Below are 26,620 nucleotides of genomic sequence, written 5' to 3' on the forward strand. Positions count from 1 at the left end.
AGATCAAATCTATCCGAAGTAAACGAAAAACGAAATTAGCAAATTTTTGAAATGATTGCAGAAGCTCAGAAAATATGTATCTCTTATACTGATTTTAATTTGTTAATTAAGGGTAATGTTTACGTTTTTGATTCTACTATTGATCTTTGTCTAAATGTTTTTTGTTAGGCAACTTTTAGAAGAGCAAAAGGTGCAGTTAAATTGCACACATTACTTGATATAAAAACTGCTATTCCTATCTTCATGCATATCACGCCAGCAAGTGTTCGTGATGTAAATGGATTAGATTTTCTCACCTTTGAAACAGGCAGGTATTATACCCTGGACCGTGGTTACATTGGTTTTAATCGCTTATCGGCTATTGATAAGCATGATGCATTTTTTGTAATCCGTGCAAAAGTTAATCTTAAATTTACAAGAGTCTCTTCTGAGAAACATGATAAAGCAAATGGGGTGCTCTGTGATCAACGAATGCTTCTGCAAATGCGGTTAAAACTCAAATCTATATCTCTATATCGCCATCATTACTTATACAATTGTAGCTATCATCAAAGCAACTTGAACATCAATTAGAAATGCTGGAAGAACGTTTGGTAATCAATGAAATTTCAAAAGAGCAATACCAAAAATTCTCAAAAAAATACATTGATGCTATTAGAGAACTTAGCGAAGAATTAGAACAAAAACAAAACATGAGTTCGAACCTTGAAAAAGCTATTGATAAAGGATTGAAAATTGCTAAAAACATAAGCCAGATGTGGATTACAGCAAAATATTTGGAAAAGAAAAAGTTGCAATATCTCATATTCCCTGATGGAATGGTGTACGATAAAAAAAATAACACAGTTTGAACCTCCATAATAAATACCCTATTCTCCGCCATTGCTCAACACCATTGTATTACAGCCAAAAAAAGAGACAACCTTTTGCAAGATTGCCTTTTAGGTAATAAAGTCGGGTGGACTGGATTCGAACCAGCGACCCCTTGCACCCCATGCAAGTGCGCTACCGGGCTGCGCCACCACCCGAACTAATTGGGTTTCTTCCCCGAGGGGCGGCAAATATAAGAACAAAAGAATTTTTCAGGCTATATTGCACAAAATTTTATCAGCAATCCATGAAAATTCTTTTAAAACAGGTTGCCATCGCAGATAATAATAGCTCTTATAATGGTACCATTCAGGATATTTTTATTGAAAATGGAAAAATTATTGCCATTGAACCCAACCTGCATCAGGATGCAGATCAGGTCATTGCATTGCCCAATTGTTCGGTATCGCAGGGCTGGATAGACCCGTTTGTTCATTTTTGCGACCCAGGCTTAGAACATCGCGAAACCATCCATTCCGGTGCAGCAGCAGCAGCAGCAGGCGGATTTACAAGGGTTGCTACCCTACCCAATACCATTCCCTGCATTCAAAATAAAACACAGGTTGATTATTTAATTCAGGCATCGCATTCAACCAAAATATCTATACACCCCTTGGGAGCGGTTAGCAAAAATCTGGAAGGAAAAGAATTGGCTGAAATGTACGATATGCAACAAGCCGGGGCTTTGGCTTTTTCAGATGGCTTGTTGCCCATACAATCTTCAGGCCTCATGGTAAAAGCGCTGCAATACATTAAAGCTTTTAATGGTATTATTATTCAGATACCTGAAGATGTAGCCATAGCACCACACGGATTGATGCATGAAGGTGTTGTTTCTACCTGCTTAGGACTTCCAGGCAAACCGGCTATAGCAGAAACCCTGATAATTGCCAGAGATATTGATCTGGTGCAATATACCGGCTCTGCCATTCATTTTACGGGTATTAGTACTAAAGCCTCAATAAATTTAATTGCCGCTGCAAAACAAAAAGGATTAAATGTTACCTGTTCCGTAACACCTCATCATTTATTTTTTTGTGATGAAGACTTAAAAGATTATGATACCCATTTAAAAGTAAATCCCCCATTGCGCACAAAAACCGATATGCTGGCTTTACGCGAAGGCTTATTGAAGGGAACAATTGATTGTATCAGCACGCATCATTTACCATTGGAAACCGACAGAAAAGTTTGTGAGTTTGAATATGCCAAACCGGGAATCATAGGGTTACAAACAGCCTATACCATTATAAACAGTTTATTCCCTAATACCAATGCGGATTTGCTAGCAGATTGGCTAGGTAATCGTGCACGCAGTATTTTTAATTTACCCGATGCAGCTATCATGCCGGGCAATGTTGCAGAACTTACTTTATTCAATACAAATGATGGAAGTGTATTCACTACACAGCACAATCAAAGTAAATCGGCCAATAGCCCCTTTTTCAATATACCGCTTACAGGAAAAGTTTATGGCATTATTCACAAAAATCAAATTCACTTGAATTAATCAGTTGAAGTATGGAGGTTTCGTGTACATCACATATTAAAAAGGGCATTATCATCGCTGGGCTTATCATGCTGCTCAATGCCATTGGCCAGATAACAGAACTTATTTATCTGCCCTGGTATGGCTTTATTATTTTATCGGTATTTATTGTTGCAGCCTTCATCAGTACCTGGTTATTTAACCATCAAACAAAAGGGGTAAAAGGTTTTTCATTGATTTTAAGCCACGGCTTTAAAACAGTGGCCGTTGCTACTGCATTATTTTTTGTGTATAATTTTATAGCTATGCATTATTTGTTTCCGAATTATGTAAACCACCAAATTAGTTTATTACAAGAGGAAGTAAAAAAACATGGAGAGGCCATTACTAATTTACCGGCCAATATAAATCGTGCTAAACAAATTTGGATGAATACGCAATTGACAGGGGTATTAATTTTATTTTTATTAGCCGGAGGTGCGGGTGCATTATTGGCAGCTGTGGCAGTACCTAAAAAATATCAAACAACCACTACTCAATAAAAATAGAATGGATATATCAATTGTAATACCATTACTGAATGAAGCAGAATCACTACCGGAACTATGCCGGTGGATTGATAAAGTGGCAACGGAAAATGAATACCGTTATGAAATTGTTTTGGTAGATGATGGCAGTACCGATAATAGCTGGGAAGTAATTATGAACTTATCAGTTGCCAATACAAATATCAAGGGCATTAAATTTCAACGGAATTATGGAAAAAGCGCTGCGCTAAATGAGGGATTTAAAGCTGCGCAAGGTGATGTAATTATTACCATGGATGCTGATTTACAAGACTCGCCCGATGAAATTCCCACACTTCGGCAATTAATTGTGCAGGATGGATTTGATTTAGTGAGTGGCTGGAAGAAAAAAAGATACGACAATACACTTACAAAAAATATCCCTTCTAAAATATTTAATGCTGCAGCCCGATGGAGCAGCGGTATTCCTTTACACGATTTTAACTGTGGATTAAAAGCTTATAAAAAAAAGGTAGTAAAAAGTATTGAAGTATACGGCGAAATGCACCGTTATATTCCAGTTATTGCCAAATGGGCGGGCTTTAGAAAAATAACGGAAAAAGTAGTGGCCCACCAACCCCGTAAATATGGTGTTTCAAAATTTGGATGGGAAAGGTTCATCAATGGCTTTCTTGATCTGGCTACTATTAGTTTTGTAAGCCGTTTTGGAAAAAAACCCATGCATTTTTTTGGATTATGGGGTACTTTGTTTTTTATCATTGGCTTCATTAGCAGTATCTATTTAATCATTGCAAAATTTATGGAGGCTGATTTTTCTTTAACCAACCGACCTTCATTTTATATTGCCCTTACTTCAATGATAATTGGCATGCAACTATTTTTAGCCGGTTTTATTGGAGAGCTGATTGCCCGCAATGCATCGGAAAGAAATGTTTATTTAATAGAAGAAAAAATACGCATCTAATCGCATGTCAGCAACAGTAATCATCATAGGGCCCGCATATCCTTTACGAGGTGGACTGGCATCTTTTAATGAAAGGCTGGCACGCCAGTTTAAAGAAGAAGGTTTTAATACCCCCATTTATACCTTTTCTTTACAATATCCTTCTTTTTTGTTTCCCGGAACTACGCAATACTCAGCCGAACCTGCACCACAAGATATCGCTATTAAAGTGTGTATAAACTCCGTGAATCCATTCAATTGGATCCGCGTTGGATTACAGTTAAAAAAAATGCGTCCAAAATTCATTGTAGTGCGCTATTGGTTGCCTTTTATGGGCCCATGTCTGGGTACTATTTTACGTATTGCCCATCAAAACAAATACACAAAAATTATTTGTATTGCCGATAATATAATACCCCATGAAAAAAGGCCGGGCGATACAGCTTTTACCCAATACTTTACCAAAACGATTGATGGTTTTGTAACCATGAGCGATAAGGTGTTGAAAGATTTAAAACAATTTACACAAAAACCTGCGTTAAAAGTAGTGCATCCGCTATACGATACTTTTGGAAGTATTATTCCTAAAAATGAGGCCAGAGTGCATCTTCATTTACCTGAACAAGAAAAAATTATTTTGTTCTTTGGTTTTATCAGAGCCTATAAAGGGCTTGATATATTATTGCAGGCTATGCATGAACCTGCTATTCAACAAGCCAATATTAAATTGCTAATTGCCGGCGAGTTTTATGAAGACAGGCAAAAATATGATGCCATCATTCAAAACCTGGCTTTACAATCGCAATTGTATTTGCGCACAGATTTCATTCCGAATAGTGAAGTAAAATATTATTTAAGTGCTGCAGATTTTGTTATACAACCTTATAAAAATGCTACCCAAAGTGGCGTTACCCCATTGGCCTATCATTTTGAAAAACCTATGCTGGTAACCAATGTGGGTGGCTTACCCGATTTGGTACCCCATTTAAAAGCAGGAATTATTACGGAACCAAACCCGGAAGCCATTGCAGCAGGTATTATTCAACTGTATACATTAGGAGAATCTTATTTTTTACCGCAACTTCGTGAAGAAAAGAAAAAATACAGTTGGGCTCAGTTAAGCAATGCCCTGCTGCAATTAGCAGAGAATGATTGTATGAAACAATAACCTTCCATGGTATGATATACAGAAGTAAAACGCCCTTACGGTTAGGCCTTGCCGGTGGAGGTACCGATGTAAGTCCATATAGCGATGAATTTGGCGGTGCTATTCTAAATGCCACTATTTCATTGTATGCATATGCTTCTATTGAACCTATTCAGGAAAATGGTATTATAATAGAAGCCATTGACAGAAGGGAAGAGCAACGTTTTGAATGGATGCCGCAATTACCAATTGACGGGCAATTAGATTTAGCCAAGGGTGTTTACAACAGAATTCAAAAAGATTACGGGCTGCCGCTTACCGGTTTTAAATTGTCCACTTTTGTTGATGTACCCTCCGGCAGTGGTTTGGGCACCTCCTCTACCCTTGTAGTGGCTATTATAGGTGCATTTGTAGAAATGCTGAAATTACCCTTAGGCGATTATGATATTGCCCATTATGCTTATGATATTGAGCGAAACGATTTAAAATTAGCAGGTGGTAAACAAGACCAATATGCAGCTACTTTTGGTGGTGTAAATTTTATGGAATTTTATGCATCAGATAAAGTAATTGTAAATCCACTCCGCATTAAACAAGAGTATTTGAATGAATTAGAACATAATTTGGTATTGTATTACACGCAAACCAGCAGAGAATCGGCTGATATTATTAAAGAGCAACAAAAAAATGTGCATGCCAAAAATGAAAAAAGTATTGAAGCCATGCATCAATTAAAAGAACAATCTAAAATGATGAAGGAGGCTTTATTAAAAGGCCGTTTACATGAAATTGGAGAAATATTGGATTTTGGTTTTCAGGAAAAAAGAAAAATGGCACACAATATCTCCAACTCTTTTATTGAAGATATTTATCAGTCCGCCCGACTGGCTGGCGCTACCGGCGGAAAAATTAGTGGTGCCGGCGGTGGTGGATTCATGACTTTTTATTGCCCTAATAATACCCGTTATAAAGTTATTGATGTATTGAATAATTTTGGCGGAATTGTAAAACCCTATCAGTTTACACAACATGGACTAACCAGCTGGACGGTTCAATAAAAAAATGTATTATGCAAAACAAATTTAAAGAAGTTATCAACGCCTCAATTGAGGTAAAACAAGCCATATTGCAGGATGCCAATATGCTGCAAAATTTAGAGCAGGCCATTGAGTTAATTACCAATGCCTTTAAAAATGGCAATAAAGTTTTGTTTTGTGGTAACGGAGGCAGCGCTGCCGATGCACAACATTTAGCAGCAGAATTTTCAGGCCGTTTTTATAAAAACAGAAAGGCATTACCGTCTGAAGCCCTGCACTGCAATACCTCATACCTTACTGCTGTTGCCAATGATTATAGTTATGATGTAATTTATGCCCGAATTATAGAGGGTACCGGATTACCGGGTGATGTATTGATAGGTTTAAGTACATCGGGCAATTCACCCAATATTTTAAAAGCATTTGAAGCCGCAAAAACCAACCAAATGATAACTATTGGCTTTACCGGCAGTACCGGCGGTAAAATGAAAGATTGTAGCGATATTTTATTCAATGTGCCTTCAACTGATACACCACGTATTCAGGAAAGCCATATTATGCTGGGTCATATTATTTGTGAAATGGTAGAAGCGAATTTGTTTACATAAAACAACCGCCCATTACATTCACTATTACACCGGTTTTATAAACAAGCAACCGGTTTAACGCAATCATTTTAGAAGCACAACATGAATGAAGCCATTATACTTGCAGGGGGCATAGGTACCCGATTAAAAAGCGCTGTGCCCGATTTACCCAAATGTATGGCTCCGGTAAACGGCAAACCTTTTATTGCATATATCATAGCCCATTTGCAACAACAGGGTATTAACAGGTTTATTTTTTCTTTGGGCTACAAACACCAATATTTTACGGAGTACTTGCAACAACATTTGTCAGCAGAAAGCTATACCATTGTAACAGAGCAGGAACCTTTAGGCACCGGTGGCGCTATTCAGTTGGCCTGTTCGGTTGTACAATCAGAAAATGTATTGGTTACTAATGGAGATACCCTTTATACCATCCAATTTGCAACATTTATGCAGTTCCATCTTAACAAAAAAGCTGCTTGCGGCCTTTGTTTAAAACCAATGGAACACTTTGATAGATACGGGGCCGTTACCATCAATGAAAACAATGAAATTATTGCCTTTCATGAAAAAAAACATACAGAAAAAGGCCTGATAAACGGAGGCGTATACTTATTAAATGTACACCGGTTTTTAGCCAACAAATTGCCTGAAAAATTTTCTTTTGAAAAAGATTATCTTGAACAAAAAACCGGCAAGAACGAATTGTTTGGCTATGTGCAGGATGAATATTTTATTGATATCGGGATTCCGGATGATTATTTAAAAGCACAAGCGGAACTCAGTTAACCATTGGCAACCTTAAATACAGTTTAATGAATCATTTACCGGACATTAGCCAGGAATGGACTTTATTTTTAGACAGAGATGGCGTAATCAATGCCGAAAAAAAAGACGATTATGTATTGTCGTGGAACGAATTTCATTTTTTACCTGGGGTAAAAGAAGCATTGGCATTATTGAACCCATTGTTTAAAAGAATTGTAGTGGTAACCAATCAAAAATGTATTGGAAAAGGCTTGTTAACAGTAGATGGCCTTCATATCATTCATACAAATATGCTGCAGGAAATACAGGAAAAAGGGGGCAGGATAGATAAAATTTATTTTTGTCCTGATTTATCGGATGATTCACCCAACCGAAAACCCGCTCCCGGAATGGCTTTTCAGGCAAAAGAAGATTTTTCTGAAATAGACTTTTCAAAAAGTATGATGATTGGCAACAAATTATCAGATATGGCATTTGGCAAAAATGCCGGAATGTATACCATTTTTGTTGCAACTACTAATCCTGAAACACCATATCCACATCCACTGATTGATGCAAGATTTGATGATTTATACCATGTAGCAAAGGCTTTAATAAAAGCATAAAATTCATCCTCATTTTTGCATCAAAATCAATAAGCAGGAGTGGTGTTGTATCTTAGAGGCATATTTTATCAACATGCGCAGTACTGTTATTGTATTTTTAATGCTTCTACCCTTCTTTTCCTTCACGCAGGAAATACCGGCAACTTCTATACAAGCCATTCAAAAAATAGAAAACCTGCTACAAAAAGATGCGCACAATATTGTATATGCCAACGACTGGTTAGAACGTTTTCAGGCCGATAGTGCATTTATACGAAATTTTGTAAAAGCATTAAAAACACCATACTCATTTTATTATCCTTTCGATTCGGTTCAAAACATTTCCAAACTATATGCGCCGGATAGCAGCTTCAGAATATTTACCTGGCAGGTAATGAAAGATTATTCTTATTACCGGCAAAGAGGGGCCATTCAAATGCGCACTGCAGATGGCAGTTTAAAATTATTCCCTTTATTCGATGCTTCCGAATTTACCAAATCGCCTACCGATTCCATACGCACCAACAATAACTGGATTGGTGCCATATATTATAAAATTATCCTTACTACGTATCAAAATAAAAAATATTATACACTGTTAGGATTAGATGAAAACAATGCACGCAGTGAGAAGAAATGGATAGAAGTATTAACATTTAAACCCGATGGTCTGCCACAGTTTGGTGGCAATTATTTTAAATATCCGGCAGATGGAATTAAACCACCGCAACCTGCTTATCGGTTTTATTTAGAATATAAAAAAGATGCAGGCGTACGCATGAATTACGATGCAAAATACCATGCCATTATTTTTAGCCGGCTGGTAAGTGAATCGCCCGATGAAAAAAATACCTATAACTTAATTCCTTATGGCGATTATGAAGGGTTTAGATGGGTGAATGGTTTTTGGGTGTATGTAAACAATCCATTTCAAAATATCATTTTCGATAAAAATCAATCCGATTTACCTGCACCAATTTTAGATGAAAAAGGCAACAGAAAGGAAAAAGTTTTAGAAGAAATTTCCCGAAAAAATATGGAAAAAGCACAGCAAAAGAAGGATAGTATACAGAACCAATAATTCATCAATCTTAAATCAACATTTTTTTAGTCGAGTATCATGATTTGTTGAGCAAAATCATACCCCCATTATTTTTAGCAAAAATCATTTCATCTCAAAAACAAAAATGCCTCGTAAATAATACATTTACAAGGCATTTATTGCGGACCGGACGGGACTCGAACCCGCGACCTCCGCCGTGACAGGGCGGCATTCTAACCAACTGAACTACCGATCCTTTTCCCATTTTTAGGTATTTACTCCTGTTTTCGGGACGGCAAAGATAAGGGGATTGATATTTTCAAAACAAATCTTTTCTAAAAAAAATTACAAACCCTAATTTTACCGCATCAATCATACTTTTAACTATGCCACAATACCCCAACAGACAATTCCTCGACTTCGAACAACCTATTAAAACCTTGTACGAAGAAATAGAAAAATTAAAACAAACTGCTGAAAAAAGCAAAATAGATATGAGTGACAGCATTCAGAAATTAGAGAATGCTATCATTGAAAAAAGAAGAGAAATTACCGCTTCGCTTACACCATGGCAAAGGGTACAGTTGAGCCGCCACCCCGACAGACCCTACACTCATAAGTACATTGAAAAAATGTTAACCAATTATGTAGAACTCCATGGTGATAGAAACTTTCGCGATGACAAAGCCATGATTGGCGGTTTTGCACAATTAGATGGCGAAACAGTAATGGTAGTTGGGCAACAAAAAGGTATTAATACCAAAATGCGCCAACAGCGTAATTTTGGTATGGCCAATCCGGAAGGTTACCGAAAAGCACTTCGGTTAATGAAGTTGGCAGAAAAATTCAATAAACCTGTGATTACTTTTATTGATACACCCGGTGCCTATCCAGGATTAGAAGCAGAAGAACGTGGACAAGGTGAGGCTATCGCCCGTAACATTTATGAAATGATTCGTTTAAAAGTTCCCGTTATCTGTGTCATCATTGGCGAAGGTGCCAGTGGCGGTGCACTCGGCATAGGTGTGGGCGATAAAATACTCATGATGGAAAATACCTGGTACACCGTTATATCGCCTGAAAGCTGTAGTTCTATTTTATGGCGTAGCTGGGATAAAAAAGAAGTGGCTGCTGAGCAATTGCGCCTTACTTCAGTTGATATGAAAGGATTTGGACTGGTAGATGAAATTGTACCTGAACCAATAGGTGGTGCACATTGGGATTATAATCAGGCAGCTGCTCTTTTAAAAACATCTATCAGCAATGCATTAGCGTTAGTGAAAAATACAGACCCGGAAATACGCATTCAACAAAGAATTGAAAAATTTGGCAAAATGGGCTTTTGGGATGAATTGCCTGTTGAGCCGGCTGAAGCACAATAAGTATCGTCCCTTGCGTCGCACACTTGTACTACAGTACACCATGCAACAAAACAACAATTAACCATCATTATTCTATACAATGAACTCTCTACATCAAATATTGAAAGGTACCGGTGTTGCTATTATTACCCCTTTCACTGCACAAAAAGCTGTAGATTATCCTGCACTTGGCCGGGTAATTGAACATATTATTTCCGGTGGTGCCGAATATATTGTAACATTAGGCACAACAGGAGAAACTCCTACCTTAACCAAAGACGAAAAAATTGAAATTGTACACTTTACTTTTGAAAAAGTAAACAACCGGATTCCTGTAGTGGTAGGTATTGGTGGAAATAATACCCAATCTGTAATAGATGATGTACAATCCTATCCACTTGAAAAAGCCGCTGCTATTTTGAGTGCTGCACCCTATTATAACAAACCATCCCAGCAGGGTATTTATGAGCATTATAAAGCCATTGCCCAATCTGCACCCAAACCGGTTATTTTATACAATGTACCCGGCCGTACCGGCAGAAATATAACGGCAGCTACTACACTGCGACTGGCACACGAAGTACCCAATATTGCAGGCATGAAAGAAGCGAGTGGCGATTTTCAACAATGTATGGATATTTTACGCGACAGACCATCTGATTTTTTAGTAGTAAGCGGCGATGATGCTATAAGCTTACCACTGATTGCATTGGGAATGGACGGTGTTATCAGCGTAGCAGCCAATGCATTCCCAAAAGAATTTTCTACTATGATACGGTATTGCCTTGACGGCAATTTTAATTTGGCCAAACCCTTACACTTCAAACTTTTACAGGCATTCGATTATATGTTTGTTGAAAATAATCCGGCAGGTGTAAAAGCATTTATGCATCATTTAACCCTGATTGAAAATTCCGTTCGTTTACCGGTGGTGCCTGTAAGCACAGAATTAGACCAGAAAATACAAAAATGGCTGCAACAGTTTCAGTAGCAAACCGTTTTCTACTGTTTGCGCATTCTAAAGCATTGTATGAAGAAAATAATCATAGCAATAGATGGTTACTCATCCTGCGGTAAGAGCACATTAGCCAAAGCATTGGCTAAAAAATTACATTATGTTTTTATTGACAGTGGCGCTATGTACAGAGCCATTACTTTGTATTTCATTCAACATAAAATTAAAACCAATCATGAAAACGAAGTTGCTGAAGCTTTAAAACATATTCATTTGGCATTTGAGTTTCATCCGGAAACAGAACAAAATAACATGTTACTGAATGGGATCAATGTAGAAGCCGAAATAAGAAATATGGCAGTAAGTGCAAAAGTGAGTGAAGTGGCCGCTATACCCGCCGTTAGAAAATTTGCAGTTGCACAACAGCAGCAAATGGGCCGTTTAAAAGGCATTGTTATGGATGGCAGAGATATTGGTACCACTGTATTTCCACAAGCAGAATTAAAAATATTTGTAACTGCCGATCCTGCCATAAGGGTTGAACGCCGTTTTAAAGAATTGTTTGCACAGAACAAAAATATAACGATTGAAGATGTAAAAGCCAATTTAGAAATGCGGGATTATATTGACACCAACAGAACGGAAAGCCCACTACGTAAGGCAAATGATGCTAAGGAATTAAATAACAGCAACTTAACCAAAGAAGAACAGTTAAACATTGCGTATAAATGGGCAATGGAAACGACTCACCAAAAATAACTTTCAATATCCCTTATATTGAAAGTGGCCTGCATTAAAAAACAGGCCATTTTATTCAAAAAACTTGTATACTTATTGCTACCAGAAAACGGTATACAATGCCGCTATAATGCCACAAACAATCAATACCCCTACCGTAAAAGCGGGGCTTAGTTTAAACATGGAACGATCAATTTCTAAACCTTTGGTAGTTTCGCCTCGCCTGTTTTCAATCGTACTGATAACATACATTCCAAAAATGCAAATCACAAATACAAGACCCATTCTGTCTAAAAATGGAATTTCAAAAACACCTGATTCATTAGGTACTGCAAACCCATAAGGTGACAAGAAAGACAGATTTATGAGCATTGGCAAAAATTTAAAAACAATTGACATAGCAAAGCCGCCAATGGTAGCAAATAAAGCTGCATTTGAAGTGGTTTTCTTCCAGAAAAAACCCAGTATAAACATGGCAAAAATACCCGGTGATACAAATCCAGTATACTCCTGAATATACTGAAAGCCTCCTTTTTTATCGATGCCCATTAAGGGCGCAATGATGATAGCCAGTATCATTGCCACTACTACTACAATTTTTCCTACAACAACTGTTTTTTGTTCAGTAGCAGCCGGATTAATTTTTTTCTTATAAATATCTAATGTAAAAATGGTAGAAATACTATTGGCTTTACCGGCTAATGAAGCTACTACTGCAGCGGTAAGTGCTGCAAAAGCAAGCCCTTTTAATCCTGCCGGTAATAAATTCAATAAAACAGGATAAGCTTTATCGGTATTTACTTCGCCATTCTGTAACATAGCATGTTGAAAATCGCCCTGTTGGTATAAAACAAATGCAGCAATACCGGGTAATACCACAATTACAGGCATCAACAACTTTAAAAAAGCAGCAAACAATAATCCACCACGTGCAGTTTTTAAATCGGCTCCTAATGCACGTTGGGTAATATATTGATTACAACCCCAGTAATTTAAATTTACGATCCACATACCGCCAATTAAAACTGTTAATCCGGGCAAATCAATATAATTCGGATTATCTCTTTTCAAAATCATATGGAAATGATTATTGGCATGTGTCATCATTAAATGAAACCCTTTTAGCAAACCTGTTGCACCAAATTTATCGGCCACTAAATTTAAAGCAAGGTAGGTAGTCACCAATCCACCTAATATTAAAAAGAAAACCTGAATAACATCCGTATATCCAATTACTTTCATACCACCCAGCGTAATAAAGATGGCAAACACGGCCAATAAATACATACAAAAAGTAGTGTTAATACCCGATATGCTGTTAATAGCCAAAGCACCTAAATATAAAATGGAGGTAAGATTCACCACTACATACAACAACAACCAAAATACCGCCATAATCATTGCTACGGTTCCATTGTAACGCTGGCTAAGGAACTGAGGCATGGTGTAAATCTTGTTTTTCAAATAAACAGGTATGAAAAAAATGGCCACAATCATTAAAGTAGCTGCAGCCATCCACTCATAAGTAGAAATTGCAAGGCCCATTTTAAACCCATTACCACTCATGCCAATGAACTGTTCGGCTGAAATATTTGAAGCAATTAATGATGCACCGATGGCCCACCAGGTTAAAGAACCTTCTGCCAAAAAATAATCGTGTGAGGCAGTGGTGGTTACTTTCTTTTTTCGTTTATACACCCAATATCCATATACCGAAACAATAATAAAATAACATAAAAAAACTAAGTAATCGAATAAATGAAGGCCTTGCATACTTGGGATTTATTGATGAATAAACAAATTAAATATAACGATTAATAATGCTTTCAAGATATTCCTGTTGACCACTAATTGTAGCAGGTGTTCCTTGTTTAACAGCAAAATTTCTTAAATCTTCCAATGATAATTTACCCTCTTCAAAAGCTTTGCCCTCGCCGGAATCAAAACTGGCATACCGTTGGGTACGTATTTTTTTGTAATCAGATTGGGTTAAAATTTTATCGGCAATTTCCAAAGCTCTGGCAAATGTATCCATGGCACCAATATGGGCATAAAATAAATCAAGGTTATCGGTAGAATTTCTTCTGCGTTTCGCATCGAAATTAATACCACCGCCTTTAAATCCACCTGCTTCCAAAATAACCAGCATAGCTTCTGTTATTTCATTGATATTATTGGGAAACTGATCGGTATCCCATCCATTTTGATAATCACCACGATTGGCATCCATACTGCCCAATACACCTGCATCAACCGCTACTTGTAACTCATGTTGAAAAGTATGTCCGGCCAGTGTAGCGTGATTTACTTCAATATTCAATTTAAAATCATTCAATAAATCATATTCACGTAAAAAGCCAATCACTGTTTCACTATCATAATCATATTGATGTTTGGTAGGCTCACAAGGTTTGGGTTCAATAAAGAAAGTGCCGGTAAAGCCATTTCTTCTGGCATAATCTTTTGCAGTATGTAAGAAGCGGGCCATGTGTTCTTTTTCACGCTTCATGTTTGTGTTCAACAAGCTCATATAGCCTTCTCTTCCACCCCAAAACACATAATTGGCACCGCCCAAAGCAATGGTAGCATCTAATGCAGCTTTTACCTGAGCAGCAGCATGTGTTAACACTAAAAAATCAGGATTAGTAGCTGCTCCATTCATGTATTTGCGATGGCTGAATAAATTAGCAGTACCCCACAATAATTGCACACCACTATCTGTTTGTTTTTGCTTTGCATATTCAACCATTGTTAACAAGCGCTTTTCGTTTTCAATCAAATCATTGGTAAAGTCTACCACATCTACATCATGAAAACAATAAAATGGCATATTCATTTTGGTGATAAATTCAAAAGCAGCATCCATTTTATCTTTGGCACGTTCTATAGGATCTGCCTTCACATTCCAGAGATACAAATGTGTTGGCTCACCAAACGGATCAGCGCCATTACCAACAAACGAATGCCAGTAAGCACAAGCAAAACGTAACCATTCTTTCATGGGTTTGCCCGCAACTACTTTTTCAGCATTATACCATCTAAAAGCAAGTGGATTGTCGGTTTCCGGCCCTTCATATTTTATTGCGCCGGTTTCTTTAAAAAACAATTGGTTTCCTGTTACTACATTCATATTATTACAATTTAAAGTGATTGAATAGGATTGCTTAATTTTTCATTTAATAATGCTTCCCACCGGTTATAAATCTGACTATATAGTTCCATTTTATTTTTATCGGGCATCATAACGGCAACGGGTTGCTGATGCTGCATTGCTTCCTGAATAGAGTTGTAGGCACCTGCTCCAATTGCTGCGCCCATGGCTGCGCCAATACTTCCATCGTTGTTATACAAATGCAAGGGCACACCGGTATTTTGAACAAAAATATCAGCAAACACCTCACTCAAAAACATATTGGCTTTTCCGGCACGGATAACCTTGGGTACCAGTTTATTTTCACGCATTATGTTTAGGCCATATTTAAAAGCAAATGCAATACCTTCCTGTGCTGCTCTATATAAATGTGCTGAAGAGTGTATATTCAAACCAATGTTTGCAATATGCGCCTGTAGGGTTTTATTTTGCAATATCCGTTCGGCACCATTACCAAATGGTAACATCAAAAGTCCATCACTCCCAAACGAAACTTGTGCAGCCAAATGGTTCATTTCTGCATAAGATATAGACGCACCGCTAATTTTTCGCAACCAACTATTTAAGATGCCTGTACCATTAATACAAAGCAATACGCCAATACGTTGTGCATCATTGGTATAATTTACATGCGCAAAACTATTGATGCGGGATTGCCGATCGAAAACAAGCTGGTCGGTAACCCCATAAATAACACCCGATGTTCCTGCTGTGGCAGCAAATTCGCCGGGTTCAGATACGTTGAGAGAAAGTGCATTGTTAGGCTGATCGCCGGCTTTGTAAGTAATCGGTATGCCGGGTTGCAATTGAAGTTGTGCGGCTACATCGGGTAACAATGTACCATGTTCTCCAAAAACAGGCTGAACAGTGGGAATATAATCTGCACTAAAACCAAAATAATGCATAACAGCAGCAGATAGTTGACACTGTTGAAAATCCCAAAAAACTCCCTCCGACAAAGCTGATACCGTTGTTGTGGTTTGTCCGGTAAATTGTAATGCAATATAATCACCTGGTAAAAGTATCTGATAAATCTGATTGTAGAGGTGTGGTTCATGCTGTTGAACCCAGGCTAATTTAGAAGCAGTAAAATTGCCCGGTGAATTGAGTAAATGCGTTAAACAATAATTTTCACCCATTGCTTGAAATGCTGTATCGCCAATAGTTACGGCTCGACTATCGCACCAGATAATACTATTTCGGATTACCTCATGCTTTCGATTAATCATCACCAATCCATGCATTTGATAGGCAATTCCAATGGCTTTAATTTCTTTTGGAACATACTTTTGGGTAGCATGGGCTTTTAAAATAGCCTGTTGAACATCCTCCCACCATTGGGTGGGTGCCTGTTCGGCCCATCCATTTTCAGGGGAAATTATAGCACGTTCTTTTTCGGGATATTGCACTGTTACAACAATGCGTGCTGTTGCAATTTCAACTACTGAAACTTTAATGGAGGAAGTTCCTACATCTATTCCTAACACATACATAATAAAACATTTTCAATATGGCAATCAAATTTTGCTGTTCAACACAATTCAAAAGTAGGTGGTGCACAGAGATTGAAACAACTGCTATTTTTAAAAAGAAATATTCTATCTTATCATTTTTACCTAATTTTCAGAATATTTTCTGATAAAATAGAGGTTATTTTCAATTATGCAACCACTCATTCAAAAAATTCATATTGCACAAGACAGCTCATTTGCGTGCCGAACCTATAGAACACCAAACTTTGAAACCAATTGGCACCAGCATGAAGAATATGAATTAATTTTAATTACCGAAGGTCAGGGAACGGCCTTAATTGGAGATTATGTTGGTAATTATACAGTAGGAGATATCTTTTTTTTAGCCGGAAATTTACCACACTGGTTTAGAAAAGCACATCATAAAATGATAGGCAGTGCCATTGTTGTGCATTTTACCAAACATTTTTTAGGAGAGTCATTTTTAATGTTACCCGAATTAAAAAGCGTTTATCATTTACTAACTGGAAATAATAATGGATTGCAACTTCAAAAAACTTTGCAAAATAAGATTGCAAAAGAAATAAGTGCCTTAGAAAAATTAAACGGATTAAACAGTATTACACAATTATTGCATTGTTTGCATGCTATTAGCACATCAAACGAATATCAGGTTATCACTGCCAACTTTTCGCTAACTCCCTCTTCCAAAGAAAACTCAGTGATTGAAAAAGTATTTGAATACTCATTAAAAAATTACCTGAAACATATTACTTTGGAGGAAGTTGCAGCCATTGCAGAAATGAGCATTCCAACATTTTGCCGATTTTTTAAAAAAAATATTAAAAAAAGTTATTTTGATTTTTTACAGGAGCTGCGTATTGGACATGCCTGTAAACTTTTACAAACAGGTAATCATAATATTTTAGATGTTTGTTATAACAGTGGGTATAATAGTTGGGCACATTTTAGCAAACAATTTAAACAGGTAAAACAGGTAACCCCATCTCAATATAGAAAACAGTTTAAGCTGGGTTAATTAAATGGCAGGTTGCAGCATTAACACCTGCAAAGGAGATATCGGACTCAAAAAATCGGCCAATGAACGTTTAATAATACTTTTTTTACCGGGTGTTCCTTTTTCAGGATTAATAAGAATCATGTCAGCATTTACCTGATGCGCATATTTAATTAATATTTCAGGTGCATATACGCCAGAAAGCATTTTATAGTGGGGATTGAACCCCTCGTCTTTTAATTTTTTATACGTTAAATAAAACACATCTGCTATTATTTTTGACTGGGCTTCATTATCATTTAAAATGGTGATAATATAAATCTGAGCATTGTATTTCTTTGCAAAAGCAGAAGCCAATTCTATTTTTTTATCGGGCAAAAACGAATATACCGGTATTAAAATAGATTTGATGGAATGATTCATGGTTCCCGCATTCACACTTAAAACCGGACAGCCTGCGTGTTGGATAATATAATTGATATTGATGCCTGTTTGGTAAAAAATATTTTTTAATGTTTGACGGATAGACAATACCAGATCAATAGATGCGAGATTGATGTATTGCACCAATGCATGATTAACAGAGGCATCTACAACAATCTGAGTATATATGATTGCATCCGGAAATGCCTGAAATACCCTGGCCTGTATTTCATTCAACAACATTTCTGCTTCAATTTTTTTTTGCCTGATACGGCTATTTTTTAAAGCTCGTTGTTGTTGCGGTTTAAGGCCAATAAATTTTCTCCAGCTAAAATATTTAATTACCCAAACAAAATGCAGTTCGGTGCAGGGATGTTCATACAAATCTTTTAACTTATGAATTGCAATTTCTGCATCAATATTATTATGAATGAGAATTAATATTTTTTGGAAGGGCAGCATTTACATAATTTAAACAAAACAAACATACGTTACCGAAATTAACAGGCTATTAGTGTGAAATTAGAAGTATATTAAACATAAAATAAGAAAGCCGCACTTAGAAAAGTGCGGCTTTTAATTAACCCTGCTTGAGTATATGAGAAAACCTTAAATATTTATTGGTTATTTTTTTCGAGTAATTTGAAGAACTGATCTAATTGTGGTAAAATAATGATTCTTGTTCTTCTATTTAAAGCTCTGCCTTCTTTGGTATCATTAGATGCAACGGGTACATACTCACCTCTACCGGCAGCAGTAATTCGTTTAGGATCTATTTGATAGTTATGTTGTAAAATTCTTGTAACAGCAGTAGCACGTTTAACACTTAAATCCCAGTTGTCTAATAATAATCCATTTCGATAAGGTTTAGAATCGGTATTACCTTCTACCATAAAATCAATATTAGGATGTGCATTCAAAACTTTAGCTACTTTACCCAATACTTCTTTTGCCCTGTTGGTAACATTGTAGCTACCACTGTTGAACAATAATTTATCAGAAATATCAATGTACACTACATCTTTTTCAACTTTAATATTAATATCAGTATCATTAATATCACTTAAAGCACTTTTCAAATTCATTACCAATGCCATGTTTAAAGAATCTTTCCGGGCTAAAGATGCTTGCAGGTTGTTGATGTACAAATCTTTTGCATTTAAATTGGCCAATGATTGTTTGATACTCTCTGCCTGAGATCCGGAAACAACAGAAAGATCTTTTAACTGATCGAGTACTCTGGTACTGTTTTGTTTCAGATAACCAATCTGGTTATTCAAATCATCAATTCTGGCTTGTAAAGCTGCTTTTTGTTTGGCAAAATCGCTTGCCTGATCATTCAGATTTTTCATATTACCCTGACATTCCCTTAATTCATTTTGCTTGGCAACATAAGCGGAATCTAATTGATTGTATTTGGCTTCGGCAGTACGTAATTTTTTGGGGCTAACACAGGCTCCAAATAAAATAAGAGAGGAAGCAATGAGTAAAAGACTGGGAAGTTTCATTGTGGTGTATTTAATTTTTTCATGCAGCTTTTCAAAACATAATACAACAAAATGTACTTTTAATATGCTTTGAAAAGGTTGTTTTTTTACAACAGGATGCAAGATAGAATGGTACAATTAATCGGTAATTAGTATTGCATTAGAAAGCAATTAGAAATTTAAATAAGATGGAATGACCTGCCAATGGGTAGAATAATTGTAAATTCTGAGCCTTTTCCTTTTTCACTTTTGATGATGATATTACCCTTGTGCATTTTTATAATTCTGAGTGCCAATGGGAGGCCTAAACCAAAACCTTGTTTATTATCCCCTTCTTCGCCCCGATAAAAAGGCTGAAAAATAAGATCAATATCGCTTTGAAGAATGCCCGGTCCGTTATCACTGACCATAATATTCAACTCATTTTCAGAAAATACCAGCGAAACATTTGCAGTATGATTATGTGAATACTTACAGGCATTTATAACAATATTTCTGATGGCACTGTATAATAAATCTACATTTCCAAATACTAATAGTTTGTCTTCATTTTCCGGAAATGTTTCAAAGTGTAGCTCTACAAAATATTTGGCATCTGCTTTACGTAATTCAACCGGTAAACGCATTAATAATTCATCAATCCTAACTAACGATAGTTCAATACCATCTGATGTACCACTTGCTTTTGCAATTTCTAATAAACTACGGGTTAACTGGTTCAGGTTTTTCACATCATCGTACACAGAATAAATGACCGACTTATATTCTTCTGCGGAACGTTCATTTTGAAGTGTAATTTCTAATTGACTGGAAATAGCTGTTAAAGGGGTTGATAATTCATGAGAAGCATTGGCAATAAACCTACGTTGAATTTCAAATGATTCCTGAAGGCGGTTTAACAACTCATTAAATGTTGAAGACAATTGGTACAGTTCATCTTGGGGTTCTTTTATTTCAATTCTGCGAGATAAATTTTGAGAGGAAATTTCTTTTACTTCTCTTGTAATTTTTTGAATGGGGTGTACTATTCTTTCAGAAAAGAATAGCCCCGAAAGAAATGTGATGAGAACACCTAAAATAAAGCTGAAGAATAAAATCCATTTTAATTCATCTAATTTTTGTAACCCATCTTTATCAAATGCGGCACCAACTACAATATAATTGTGTGCATCATCCAAATAGTTTACAGCCACTACATCTCTTCCTTCGTAATTAAAAAAATAGATTCCTTTTGTTTTTGCCCTGTTTAAAACAGCACTATTAACATGTACCGGTGCTATATTTTCGTCCGCATAACTATATATAATTTTACCGGAGGCATCAAACACCTGAAAGCTTTTCTGGTCTAAAGATATCTGCGTTATTTCATCAATGCGCCGTAATAAATTTGGATTAATACCAGTAACTTTTAATAATAAACTTACTGTTGTAATAGCTCTGTTCTTTATGCGTTCCCGAAATGAAAATGCCCTGTTTAGATTGGAAAAATAAAAGATAGACAGGCATAATAAAAGCAGAATACCAGACACCACCAGTGTAAACAAAAATGTAATTCTATACTTAATATTCATATTGCTGCTTTAATCATTTCCTAAAAAGTATAAAAACAGGCTATTTATGTTTACCGGTTGTGTTCTTCCTTTAATACATACCCCATGCCTACCTGTGTATGAATTAATTTAGTTGGAAATTGTTTGTCAATTTTATTACGCAAATAGTTTACGTACACATCAATTACATTGGTTTGTGTATCAAAGTCAATATCCCAAACGCTTTCAGCAATATCTGCCCTGGATAAAACACGATTTCGGTTACGCATAAAATATTCCAACAACTGAAATTCTTTGGCAGTAAGAATTATTTTTTTATCGCCTCGTTTTACTTCCTTGCTATCTAAATTCATTTCCAGATCTGCCACACGTAAAATATTGCCCATGGGCATTTGCTGATTGATGGTTCGCTTCAGCAGCGCCCTTATTCTAACCAATAACTCTTTAAACTCAAAAGGTTTAATTACATAATCATCCGCACCGGCATCAAAACCTTCAATCTTATCATCGGTTGTGCTAAGCGCAGTGAGCATGATTACCGGTATGTGCTGATTTTGGGTACGAATAAATTTGCATAAATCATAACCATTCATGCCTGGCAAATTCACATCTAATATAATTACATCATATTCATGTTGCTGGAAGAGTCGTTTGGCAATAGCCCCATCAAAAACAGCTTCTACATAATAGCCATTTTCTGTTAAGCCTTTTTTTAAGGCCTGAGCAATTTTAGTTTCATCTTCCACTAATAAAATCTTTCTTTCATCCATATGAATATTTTAGAACTATATTTTTTGAATCATTTTCATTATTTTCACCTCAATCCATCAAATGATCAACCTAATTCTAATTGGTTATTAATATCCGGAACGCATTTTTTTTAAGACCTTTGCGATTCGAAAAAATGGATTTAGTGAAATTTAATATCAAAAATAGTTATAGAATCCGAATACATGGCGATAAAAGGCAAAATTAGAGCAATTGGTAAGCAGATTTATGACAGATTGCATAATGACAGGCTTAGAAAAAACATTTTGAGTGCTATACCTTATTGGGTTGCCTCTTTATTGGTGGGATTGATTGCAGTGTACTATGGCAGAGCATTTTCGTGGGCCGAAAATATGGGAATGCAATTATTTACAACACACCGTTATTTATTATTTATTATTCCCCCCATTGCATTTGTGGTAGCCTGGTGGTTGGTGAAACAATTTGCACCATTTGCCAGGGGAAGTGGTAATCCGCAGGTAATTGCTGCCATTGAACTGGCTAAACCACATAATGAAGAAAAACTGACGAAGCTATTGGGTTTAAGAATTATTTTTATTAAAATATTATCCAGTTTGGTATTTATTTTTGGTGGGGGTGTTATTGGCAGAGAAGGCCCTATTATACACATTGGCAGTTCTGTATTTAGAAAAGTGAATGAATGGTTACCCGACTGGTGGCCCAAAGTTTCTAAACGTTATATGATTATGACAGGTGCTGCCGCCGGTCTTGCAGCCGCCTTTAATACCCCTTTGGGTGGTATTGTGTTTGCCATGGAAGAACTCACCAAAACGCATATCAGTAATTTTAGAACCTCCATCTTCTCTGCTTTAATTATTGCCGGATTAACTACACAGGCATTGGCAGGTCCCTTTCTGTATCTGGGCTATCCGAATGTAACCCATCTATCTAATTTTGTATTTATTCCTGTAATTATTGTAGCCATTATATCGGGTGTAGGAGGTTCAGCTTTAGGATATTATGTTTTAAAAATATTAAAGTGGAAAGAAAGTTTTAAACACACTTATCAAACCATACTATACATTGTAATTGGCGCTTTTATTTTAGCATTCATGGCCTATTTTATTGATATAAGGGTACTAAATTCAGGAAAAGATTTAATGACCAACACCTTGTTTAGTAGTGATAAACACTTACCCTGGTATTTGCCCATTTTACGTACGGTAGGTATTATTATTTGTAATCCTATGGGCGGTGCTGCGGGTATTATGGTAAACTCACTCAGTGCGGGGTCAACAGTAGGTGCTGTTGTGGGCGGTTGGCTCCATCTTTCTGCCACAGATACCAATGTGCTTATTTTGGCCGGCATGGCTGCTTTTTTAACCGGCATCAGCAGAACACCCTTTACCTGTGCTATTTTAGTATTAGAAATGACTGATCGGCATACACTTATTTTTCACTTATTGCTCGCAGCAATGGTAGCCAATATGGCTGCACTGATTATTGACAGACATTCATTTTACGACCGTGTGAAAGATAAATTCATTGATGAATTAAACAAGGAAGAAGAAATGGAGAATGAGAAAAAAAACAATAGCGTAGCACCAACTTTATCCTCTAATTCATAATATACTACCAATGCCTGATTCAAATTTAAAACCATTGGAATTGTTTTCACAAAGTTTTTGGTTTTGGTTAATGAATATATAAATACATCCTTTCACATTTAAATAGTACTGTTTATATATTCAATAGTCTGGTAAGAATTTGATGTGGAAATATGAAAAAGTTGGATACAATAAAAGGTAAAAGAAAAGGGATTAGTTATGTGTGAAAACAACAAAGCCCTTGAAGATATTCCCGCCATTGTTAAGCCAAACGGATAATAATGCGTCTCTTCAAGTATTGGTCCTCGTGTATGCACTACCTGTACATTATCAAAGAACACATCTACCGGACTTTCATTGCTGCAGTAAATATAAATATACCCATTTTTAGGTATTTGTATACCCTGCATACTGGCATCATTGTGGTGGTCTTTTACTACACCACTACTGCCTACCACACTAAAGCCATCACTAATATACTGAAATTGGTAATTCTATACAATTTAATTGATATAAGACTTTTGCAGAAATTGCATGGGATAATAATACCAAAATAAAAAAGACAACCTTTTGCAAGATGGCCTTTTGAAAGAATATGTTGGCAGTGGTGGGGTTTTGATATAGAGGTGATTATTGGATGAAATTTGCCACGGGTAGCTGGAAGCTACAAGAAATTACGGCGTAGGCAAAGCCATACGCTGAGGGGAAATTTTTATGTTGGATAAACTTAAACTACGCTTAGGTTGGGGGGGTGCACCGTTTAATGCTTTAGAAGATATGCCGCTCATAACTAAGCCGAACGGATAATAATGGCTCTCTTCCAAAAGCGGCCCTCGTGTATGCACTACCTGTACATTATCAAAGAACACATCTACCGGACTTTCATTGCTGCAATAAATATAAATATATCCGTTTTTCGGTATTAGTATACCCTGCATGCCGGCATCGTTATGGTGGTCTTTTACTACTCCACTACTGCCTACCACACTATATCCTCCGCTAATATACTGAAATAATAATGCTATACAAAATTATTGATATATTGAATGAAAATTGGTGATGATAGATGAAAACTACAAAAATGTGCGGCGTAGGCACAGCCATACGCCGAGGGAAAAATTGAATTTTCGATAAACTACGATGAGATGGGTAAAGCTCATTGCAGAGCTTGAACCCGAAGAAAAAAATATGGTCTTTAAAATGATTGATACTTTCCTGACTAAGAAAAAATTTAAAGACTTCTTTGCTAAAAATATCGCTGCCCTGTAAATTAACAAAAGCCCAGACTTGCCGGGCTTTGTTGTTTTAATTCTGTTTCGTTTTACAATTCTCCCCTGTTTTTCTTTGCCATCAGGTACATGGAAGTAATTAATAATAGAAAAGATAAAATAAGATAACCAATAATGATTAATCTTCCCTTAGTTTTATCTTGTGGGTTTTCTCCTTCATAAGTCTTTACTATTTCTAAATACTTCTTCTTATGAAGAAATGTAAAATACAATATTAAAACAAGTACAAAAAAGCACATGCCAATTTTCAATCCTGTATCTAATCCTAAATCTATTTTATAACCAAATAAATAGGAAATAGAAATGATGCTGTACACATTTAAACCCAATGTCATCGCCATTAAAAATATGGCATAATACTCAGCAACCAAACCGTTCCCGACACTTATCATTAGTTGATATAATCTATAAAACAAATAGCTTAATAGTTTCATAGTATTATCTCTTTGGAGTTGTTAAAGGGTCGCCCCAACCTTGAAAAGCACCACCCGCATCAAAAAGAAAATAAGTTGCACTTACTCCAAAACCGATAGGTCCTAAAAATCCAACATAGCCCATTCCAATATCAAGTGCAGATTTCATCCATACGGAATTATTTGTTCCTCCATTGTTATAATAATTAATTGCAAGTCCGCCAGAGATTACAGAAGATGTTACAAATGTTGCACCTCCTAATACCTTCATCCCCTTGACATATTTCAAATCATTTATTGCAGGGCTTGATTTTGCAGCATAGTTTATTAATTCTCCTTTAGCTCCTTGACCAACATCAAAAGCTCCTATGCCTGTATTCACGTTATTCCACATGGCAGCAGTAGAATTGTCACCCCCATTACCTTGTGCAGACAGCGCATTCTCCAGCTCTTCATTTGTAACAATATGCCAATCTCCGTTTTTTCCTAGTTCAACTGTTCCTGCATTTGAAACGTACCGTTTCTTTTCTGAACCATCTCCATAATATTCTTCATTCGGATTTTTTACATCATCAGCTTTCTTTACATTATCGTCCCAATAAACCCTACCGGTTGTTTTATTATGTATCCAATCATCATTTGAATTTTGTTTAATACTGAATCTTTTAGCAGGCCCAGCAGATCCCGGATAAAACTTAATATACTTCCAACTCTTAAATGAAGCTGCTGAAGTAGTATTGTCTCTTACACCATATTCACCTTCATATTCCTCCGCTTCCATTCCATCTTTATCTATAAACCGTTCCGGGTTATCCAACGCATAGTTATAGGGAGAAAAGCGGCGCATTTGTTCAGCCAATGGGTCAACTCCATTCCACCTGCCTAATTGGGGGTCTTGCAGCCGGGCACCAAAATCATACAGTTCTATACCACTGCCATCACTAAACTCCCGGTGCTGTAATTCCTTGCCGTTGTATTTGTATTTGTTCTCTATACCGCCTGCTGCTTTACTGCTGATGCCTGCCATGGTGAGACCAAACGGATAGTAATGCGTCTCCTCCAACAAAGGCCCTCGTGTATGCACTACCTGCAAATTATCAAAGAACACATCTACAGGACTTTCATTGCTGCAATAAATATAAATATACCCATTTTTAGGTATTTGTATACCCTGCATGCTGGCATCATTGTGGTGGTCTTTTACTACACCACTACTGCCTACCACACTAAAGCCTCCGCTAATATACTGAAATTGATCATTCAAAATAATATAATTTATATAAGCCCTCGGTACGGTAGAGGTGGTGGGTAACCTGCCGGATGTTAAAAAACTACCCACGCCACTACTATTGCTGCCTATACTACTTAGCTGGCTTCCCGTTAATGCCCCATGGGTGGCCGCTGCTAAGGGATTGGCGGGTGTGCCCAAT

General features: G+C 36.6%; 27 protein-coding genes, 2 tRNA genes and 1 pseudogene. 17 read left to right on the forward strand and 13 right to left on the reverse strand.

Going from position 1 to position 26,620, the window contains the following annotated elements; translation table 11 throughout:
- Positions 1-195: 195 nt before the first annotated feature.
- Both JK139_RS15840 and JK139_RS05245 read left to right on the forward strand, forming a co-directional pair.
- A pseudogene (locus tag JK139_RS15840) lies at positions 196-573 on the forward strand (transposase); the annotation flags it as partial.
- 2 nt (positions 574-575) lie between these two features.
- Positions 576-851 (forward strand): hypothetical protein, encoded by a 276-nt coding sequence (locus JK139_RS05245; protein ID WP_074420009.1) that lies wholly within the window; start codon positions 576-578, stop codon positions 849-851.
- A gap of 103 nt (positions 852-954) precedes the next feature.
- Here JK139_RS05245 and JK139_RS05250 read toward each other — a convergent pair.
- Positions 955-1,028, reverse strand: a tRNA-Pro gene (locus tag JK139_RS05250).
- 89 nt (positions 1,029-1,117) lie between these two features.
- Here JK139_RS05250 and JK139_RS05255 point away from each other — a divergent pair.
- The 9 genes from JK139_RS05255 to JK139_RS05295 all read left to right on the forward strand — a co-directional run bounded on the left by JK139_RS05255 (position 1,118) and on the right by JK139_RS05295 (position 9,036).
- Positions 1,118-2,380 carry a dihydroorotase gene (locus tag JK139_RS05255; protein ID WP_218330716.1) on the forward strand — a complete coding sequence of 421 codons (1,263 nt, stop codon included), beginning with the start codon at positions 1,118-1,120 and terminating at the stop codon, positions 2,378-2,380.
- 11 nt (positions 2,381-2,391) lie between these two features.
- Positions 2,392-2,901, forward strand: coding sequence for a DUF4199 family protein (locus JK139_RS05260; RefSeq protein WP_074420010.1), 510 nt, complete (start codon positions 2,392-2,394; stop codon positions 2,899-2,901).
- Between the two features lie 7 nt (positions 2,902-2,908).
- Positions 2,909-3,850 (forward strand): glycosyltransferase, encoded by a 942-nt coding sequence (locus tag JK139_RS05265; RefSeq protein ID WP_218330717.1) that lies wholly within the window; start codon positions 2,909-2,911, stop codon positions 3,848-3,850.
- A gap of 4 nt (positions 3,851-3,854) precedes the next feature.
- Positions 3,855-4,997: a glycosyltransferase gene (locus JK139_RS05270; RefSeq protein ID WP_218330718.1), complete on the forward strand. Its 1,143-nt coding sequence runs from the start codon at positions 3,855-3,857 to the stop codon at positions 4,995-4,997.
- Between the two features lie 11 nt (positions 4,998-5,008).
- Positions 5,009-6,034: a GHMP family kinase ATP-binding protein gene (locus JK139_RS05275; RefSeq protein ID WP_074420013.1), complete on the forward strand. Its 1,026-nt coding sequence runs from the start codon at positions 5,009-5,011 to the stop codon at positions 6,032-6,034.
- Positions 6,035-6,045: 11 nt separating this feature from the next.
- Positions 6,046-6,621 carry a D-sedoheptulose 7-phosphate isomerase gene (gene gmhA, locus JK139_RS05280; protein WP_218330719.1) on the forward strand — a complete coding sequence of 192 codons (576 nt, stop codon included), beginning with the start codon at positions 6,046-6,048 and terminating at the stop codon, positions 6,619-6,621.
- A gap of 81 nt (positions 6,622-6,702) precedes the next feature.
- A complete protein-coding gene (locus tag JK139_RS05285) occupies positions 6,703-7,392 on the forward strand; it encodes a nucleotidyltransferase family protein (RefSeq protein ID WP_074420015.1) in 690 nt (229 codons plus the stop codon).
- A 26-nt stretch (positions 7,393-7,418) separates the two neighbouring features.
- Positions 7,419-7,976, forward strand: coding sequence for a D-glycero-alpha-D-manno-heptose-1,7-bisphosphate 7-phosphatase (locus JK139_RS05290; protein ID WP_074420016.1), 558 nt, complete (start codon positions 7,419-7,421; stop codon positions 7,974-7,976).
- 73 nt (positions 7,977-8,049) lie between these two features.
- Positions 8,050-9,036, forward strand: coding sequence for a hypothetical protein (locus JK139_RS05295; RefSeq protein WP_074420017.1), 987 nt, complete (start codon positions 8,050-8,052; stop codon positions 9,034-9,036).
- Between the two features lie 143 nt (positions 9,037-9,179).
- Here the strand turns inward: JK139_RS05295 and JK139_RS05300 are convergent.
- A tRNA-Asp gene (locus JK139_RS05300) sits at positions 9,180-9,253 on the reverse strand.
- A 130-nt stretch (positions 9,254-9,383) separates the two neighbouring features.
- Between JK139_RS05300 and JK139_RS05305 the strand changes: the two genes are divergently transcribed.
- From JK139_RS05305 to cmk, 3 genes are all read left to right on the forward strand, one after another.
- Positions 9,384-10,379 carry an acetyl-CoA carboxylase carboxyltransferase subunit alpha gene (locus JK139_RS05305; protein ID WP_074418221.1) on the forward strand — a complete coding sequence of 332 codons (996 nt, stop codon included), beginning with the start codon at positions 9,384-9,386 and terminating at the stop codon, positions 10,377-10,379.
- A 79-nt stretch (positions 10,380-10,458) separates the two neighbouring features.
- Positions 10,459-11,349, forward strand: coding sequence for a 4-hydroxy-tetrahydrodipicolinate synthase (dapA, locus tag JK139_RS05310; RefSeq protein ID WP_218330720.1), 891 nt, complete (start codon positions 10,459-10,461; stop codon positions 11,347-11,349).
- 39 nt (positions 11,350-11,388) lie between these two features.
- The gene (gene cmk / locus JK139_RS05315; RefSeq protein ID WP_074418219.1) at positions 11,389-12,072 is read left to right on the forward strand and encodes a (d)CMP kinase; all 684 of its coding nucleotides are present in this window, start codon (positions 11,389-11,391) and stop codon (positions 12,070-12,072) included.
- Positions 12,073-12,150: 78 nt separating this feature from the next.
- Here cmk and JK139_RS05320 read toward each other — a convergent pair whose 3' ends face one another.
- From JK139_RS05320 to JK139_RS05330, 3 genes are read right to left on the reverse strand one after another with little or no spacing between them, the layout of a single operon-like run.
- Positions 12,151-13,824: a sodium:solute symporter family transporter gene (locus tag JK139_RS05320; protein WP_218330721.1), complete on the reverse strand. Its 1,674-nt coding sequence runs from the start codon at positions 13,822-13,824 to the stop codon at positions 12,151-12,153.
- Positions 13,825-13,852: 28 nt separating this feature from the next.
- Complete coding sequence (xylA, locus tag JK139_RS05325; RefSeq protein ID WP_074420019.1) at positions 13,853-15,181, reverse strand: xylose isomerase; 1,329 nt, start codon at positions 15,179-15,181, stop codon at positions 13,853-13,855.
- An 11-nt stretch (positions 15,182-15,192) separates the two neighbouring features.
- The gene (locus tag JK139_RS05330) at positions 15,193-16,695 is read right to left on the reverse strand and encodes a xylulokinase (protein ID WP_074420020.1); all 1,503 of its coding nucleotides are present in this window, start codon (positions 16,693-16,695) and stop codon (positions 15,193-15,195) included.
- A gap of 169 nt (positions 16,696-16,864) precedes the next feature.
- Here JK139_RS05330 and JK139_RS05335 point away from each other — a divergent pair, with 169 nt between their 5' ends.
- The gene (locus JK139_RS05335; RefSeq protein WP_068242888.1) at positions 16,865-17,713 is read left to right on the forward strand and encodes an AraC family transcriptional regulator; all 849 of its coding nucleotides are present in this window, start codon (positions 16,865-16,867) and stop codon (positions 17,711-17,713) included.
- On the opposite strand, the gene JK139_RS05340 is transcribed toward JK139_RS05335, so the two are convergent.
- The 4 genes from JK139_RS05340 to JK139_RS05355 all read right to left on the reverse strand — a co-directional run bounded on the left by JK139_RS05340 (position 17,714) and on the right by JK139_RS05355 (position 21,922).
- Positions 17,714-18,577: a universal stress protein gene (locus tag JK139_RS05340; RefSeq protein WP_074420021.1), complete on the reverse strand. Its 864-nt coding sequence runs from the start codon at positions 18,575-18,577 to the stop codon at positions 17,714-17,716.
- 155 nt (positions 18,578-18,732) lie between these two features.
- Positions 18,733-19,623 (reverse strand): OmpA/MotB family protein, encoded by an 891-nt coding sequence (locus JK139_RS05345; RefSeq protein WP_218330722.1) that lies wholly within the window; start codon positions 19,621-19,623, stop codon positions 18,733-18,735.
- 158 nt (positions 19,624-19,781) lie between these two features.
- On the reverse strand, positions 19,782-21,173 hold the full coding sequence (locus JK139_RS05350) for a sensor histidine kinase (protein WP_218330723.1): 1,392 nt from the start codon (positions 21,171-21,173) through the stop codon (positions 19,782-19,784).
- Between the two features lie 50 nt (positions 21,174-21,223).
- Positions 21,224-21,922, reverse strand: coding sequence for a response regulator transcription factor (locus JK139_RS05355; RefSeq protein ID WP_176712979.1), 699 nt, complete (start codon positions 21,920-21,922; stop codon positions 21,224-21,226).
- Between the two features lie 183 nt (positions 21,923-22,105).
- On the opposite strand from JK139_RS05355, the gene JK139_RS05360 reads away from it, so the two are divergent.
- Positions 22,106-23,509, forward strand: coding sequence for a chloride channel protein (locus JK139_RS05360; RefSeq protein ID WP_218330724.1), 1,404 nt, complete (start codon positions 22,106-22,108; stop codon positions 23,507-23,509).
- A 98-nt stretch (positions 23,510-23,607) separates the two neighbouring features.
- Here the strand turns inward: JK139_RS05360 and JK139_RS05365 are convergent, their stop codons facing one another.
- Positions 23,608-23,946, reverse strand: a complete 339-nt coding sequence (locus JK139_RS05365) for a hypothetical protein (RefSeq protein WP_218330725.1) — start codon at positions 23,944-23,946, stop codon at positions 23,608-23,610.
- Positions 23,947-24,162: 216 nt separating this feature from the next.
- Entirely contained in the window at positions 24,163-24,474 is a 312-nt protein-coding gene (locus JK139_RS05370; RefSeq protein WP_218330726.1) for a hypothetical protein, read from the reverse strand.
- Positions 24,475-24,628: 154 nt separating this feature from the next.
- Between JK139_RS05370 and JK139_RS15625 the strand changes: the two genes are divergently transcribed.
- The gene (locus JK139_RS15625) at positions 24,629-24,757 is read left to right on the forward strand and encodes a hypothetical protein (protein ID WP_262900165.1); all 129 of its coding nucleotides are present in this window, start codon (positions 24,629-24,631) and stop codon (positions 24,755-24,757) included.
- Positions 24,758-24,809: 52 nt separating this feature from the next.
- Here the strand turns inward: JK139_RS15625 and JK139_RS05375 are convergent, their stop codons facing one another.
- Both JK139_RS05375 and JK139_RS05380 read right to left on the reverse strand, forming a co-directional pair.
- Positions 24,810-25,211, reverse strand: a complete 402-nt coding sequence (locus tag JK139_RS05375; RefSeq protein WP_218330727.1) for a hypothetical protein — start codon at positions 25,209-25,211, stop codon at positions 24,810-24,812.
- 4 nt (positions 25,212-25,215) lie between these two features.
- The coding region (locus JK139_RS05380; RefSeq protein WP_317196293.1) for an RHS repeat-associated core domain-containing protein at positions 25,216-26,620 on the reverse strand (1,405 nt) is incomplete at its 5' end.

Origin of the sequence: Hydrotalea lipotrueae, from assembly GCF_019249625.1 — a bacterium.
Taxonomy (GTDB): Bacteria; Bacteroidota; Bacteroidia; order Chitinophagales; family Chitinophagaceae; genus Hydrotalea; species Hydrotalea flava.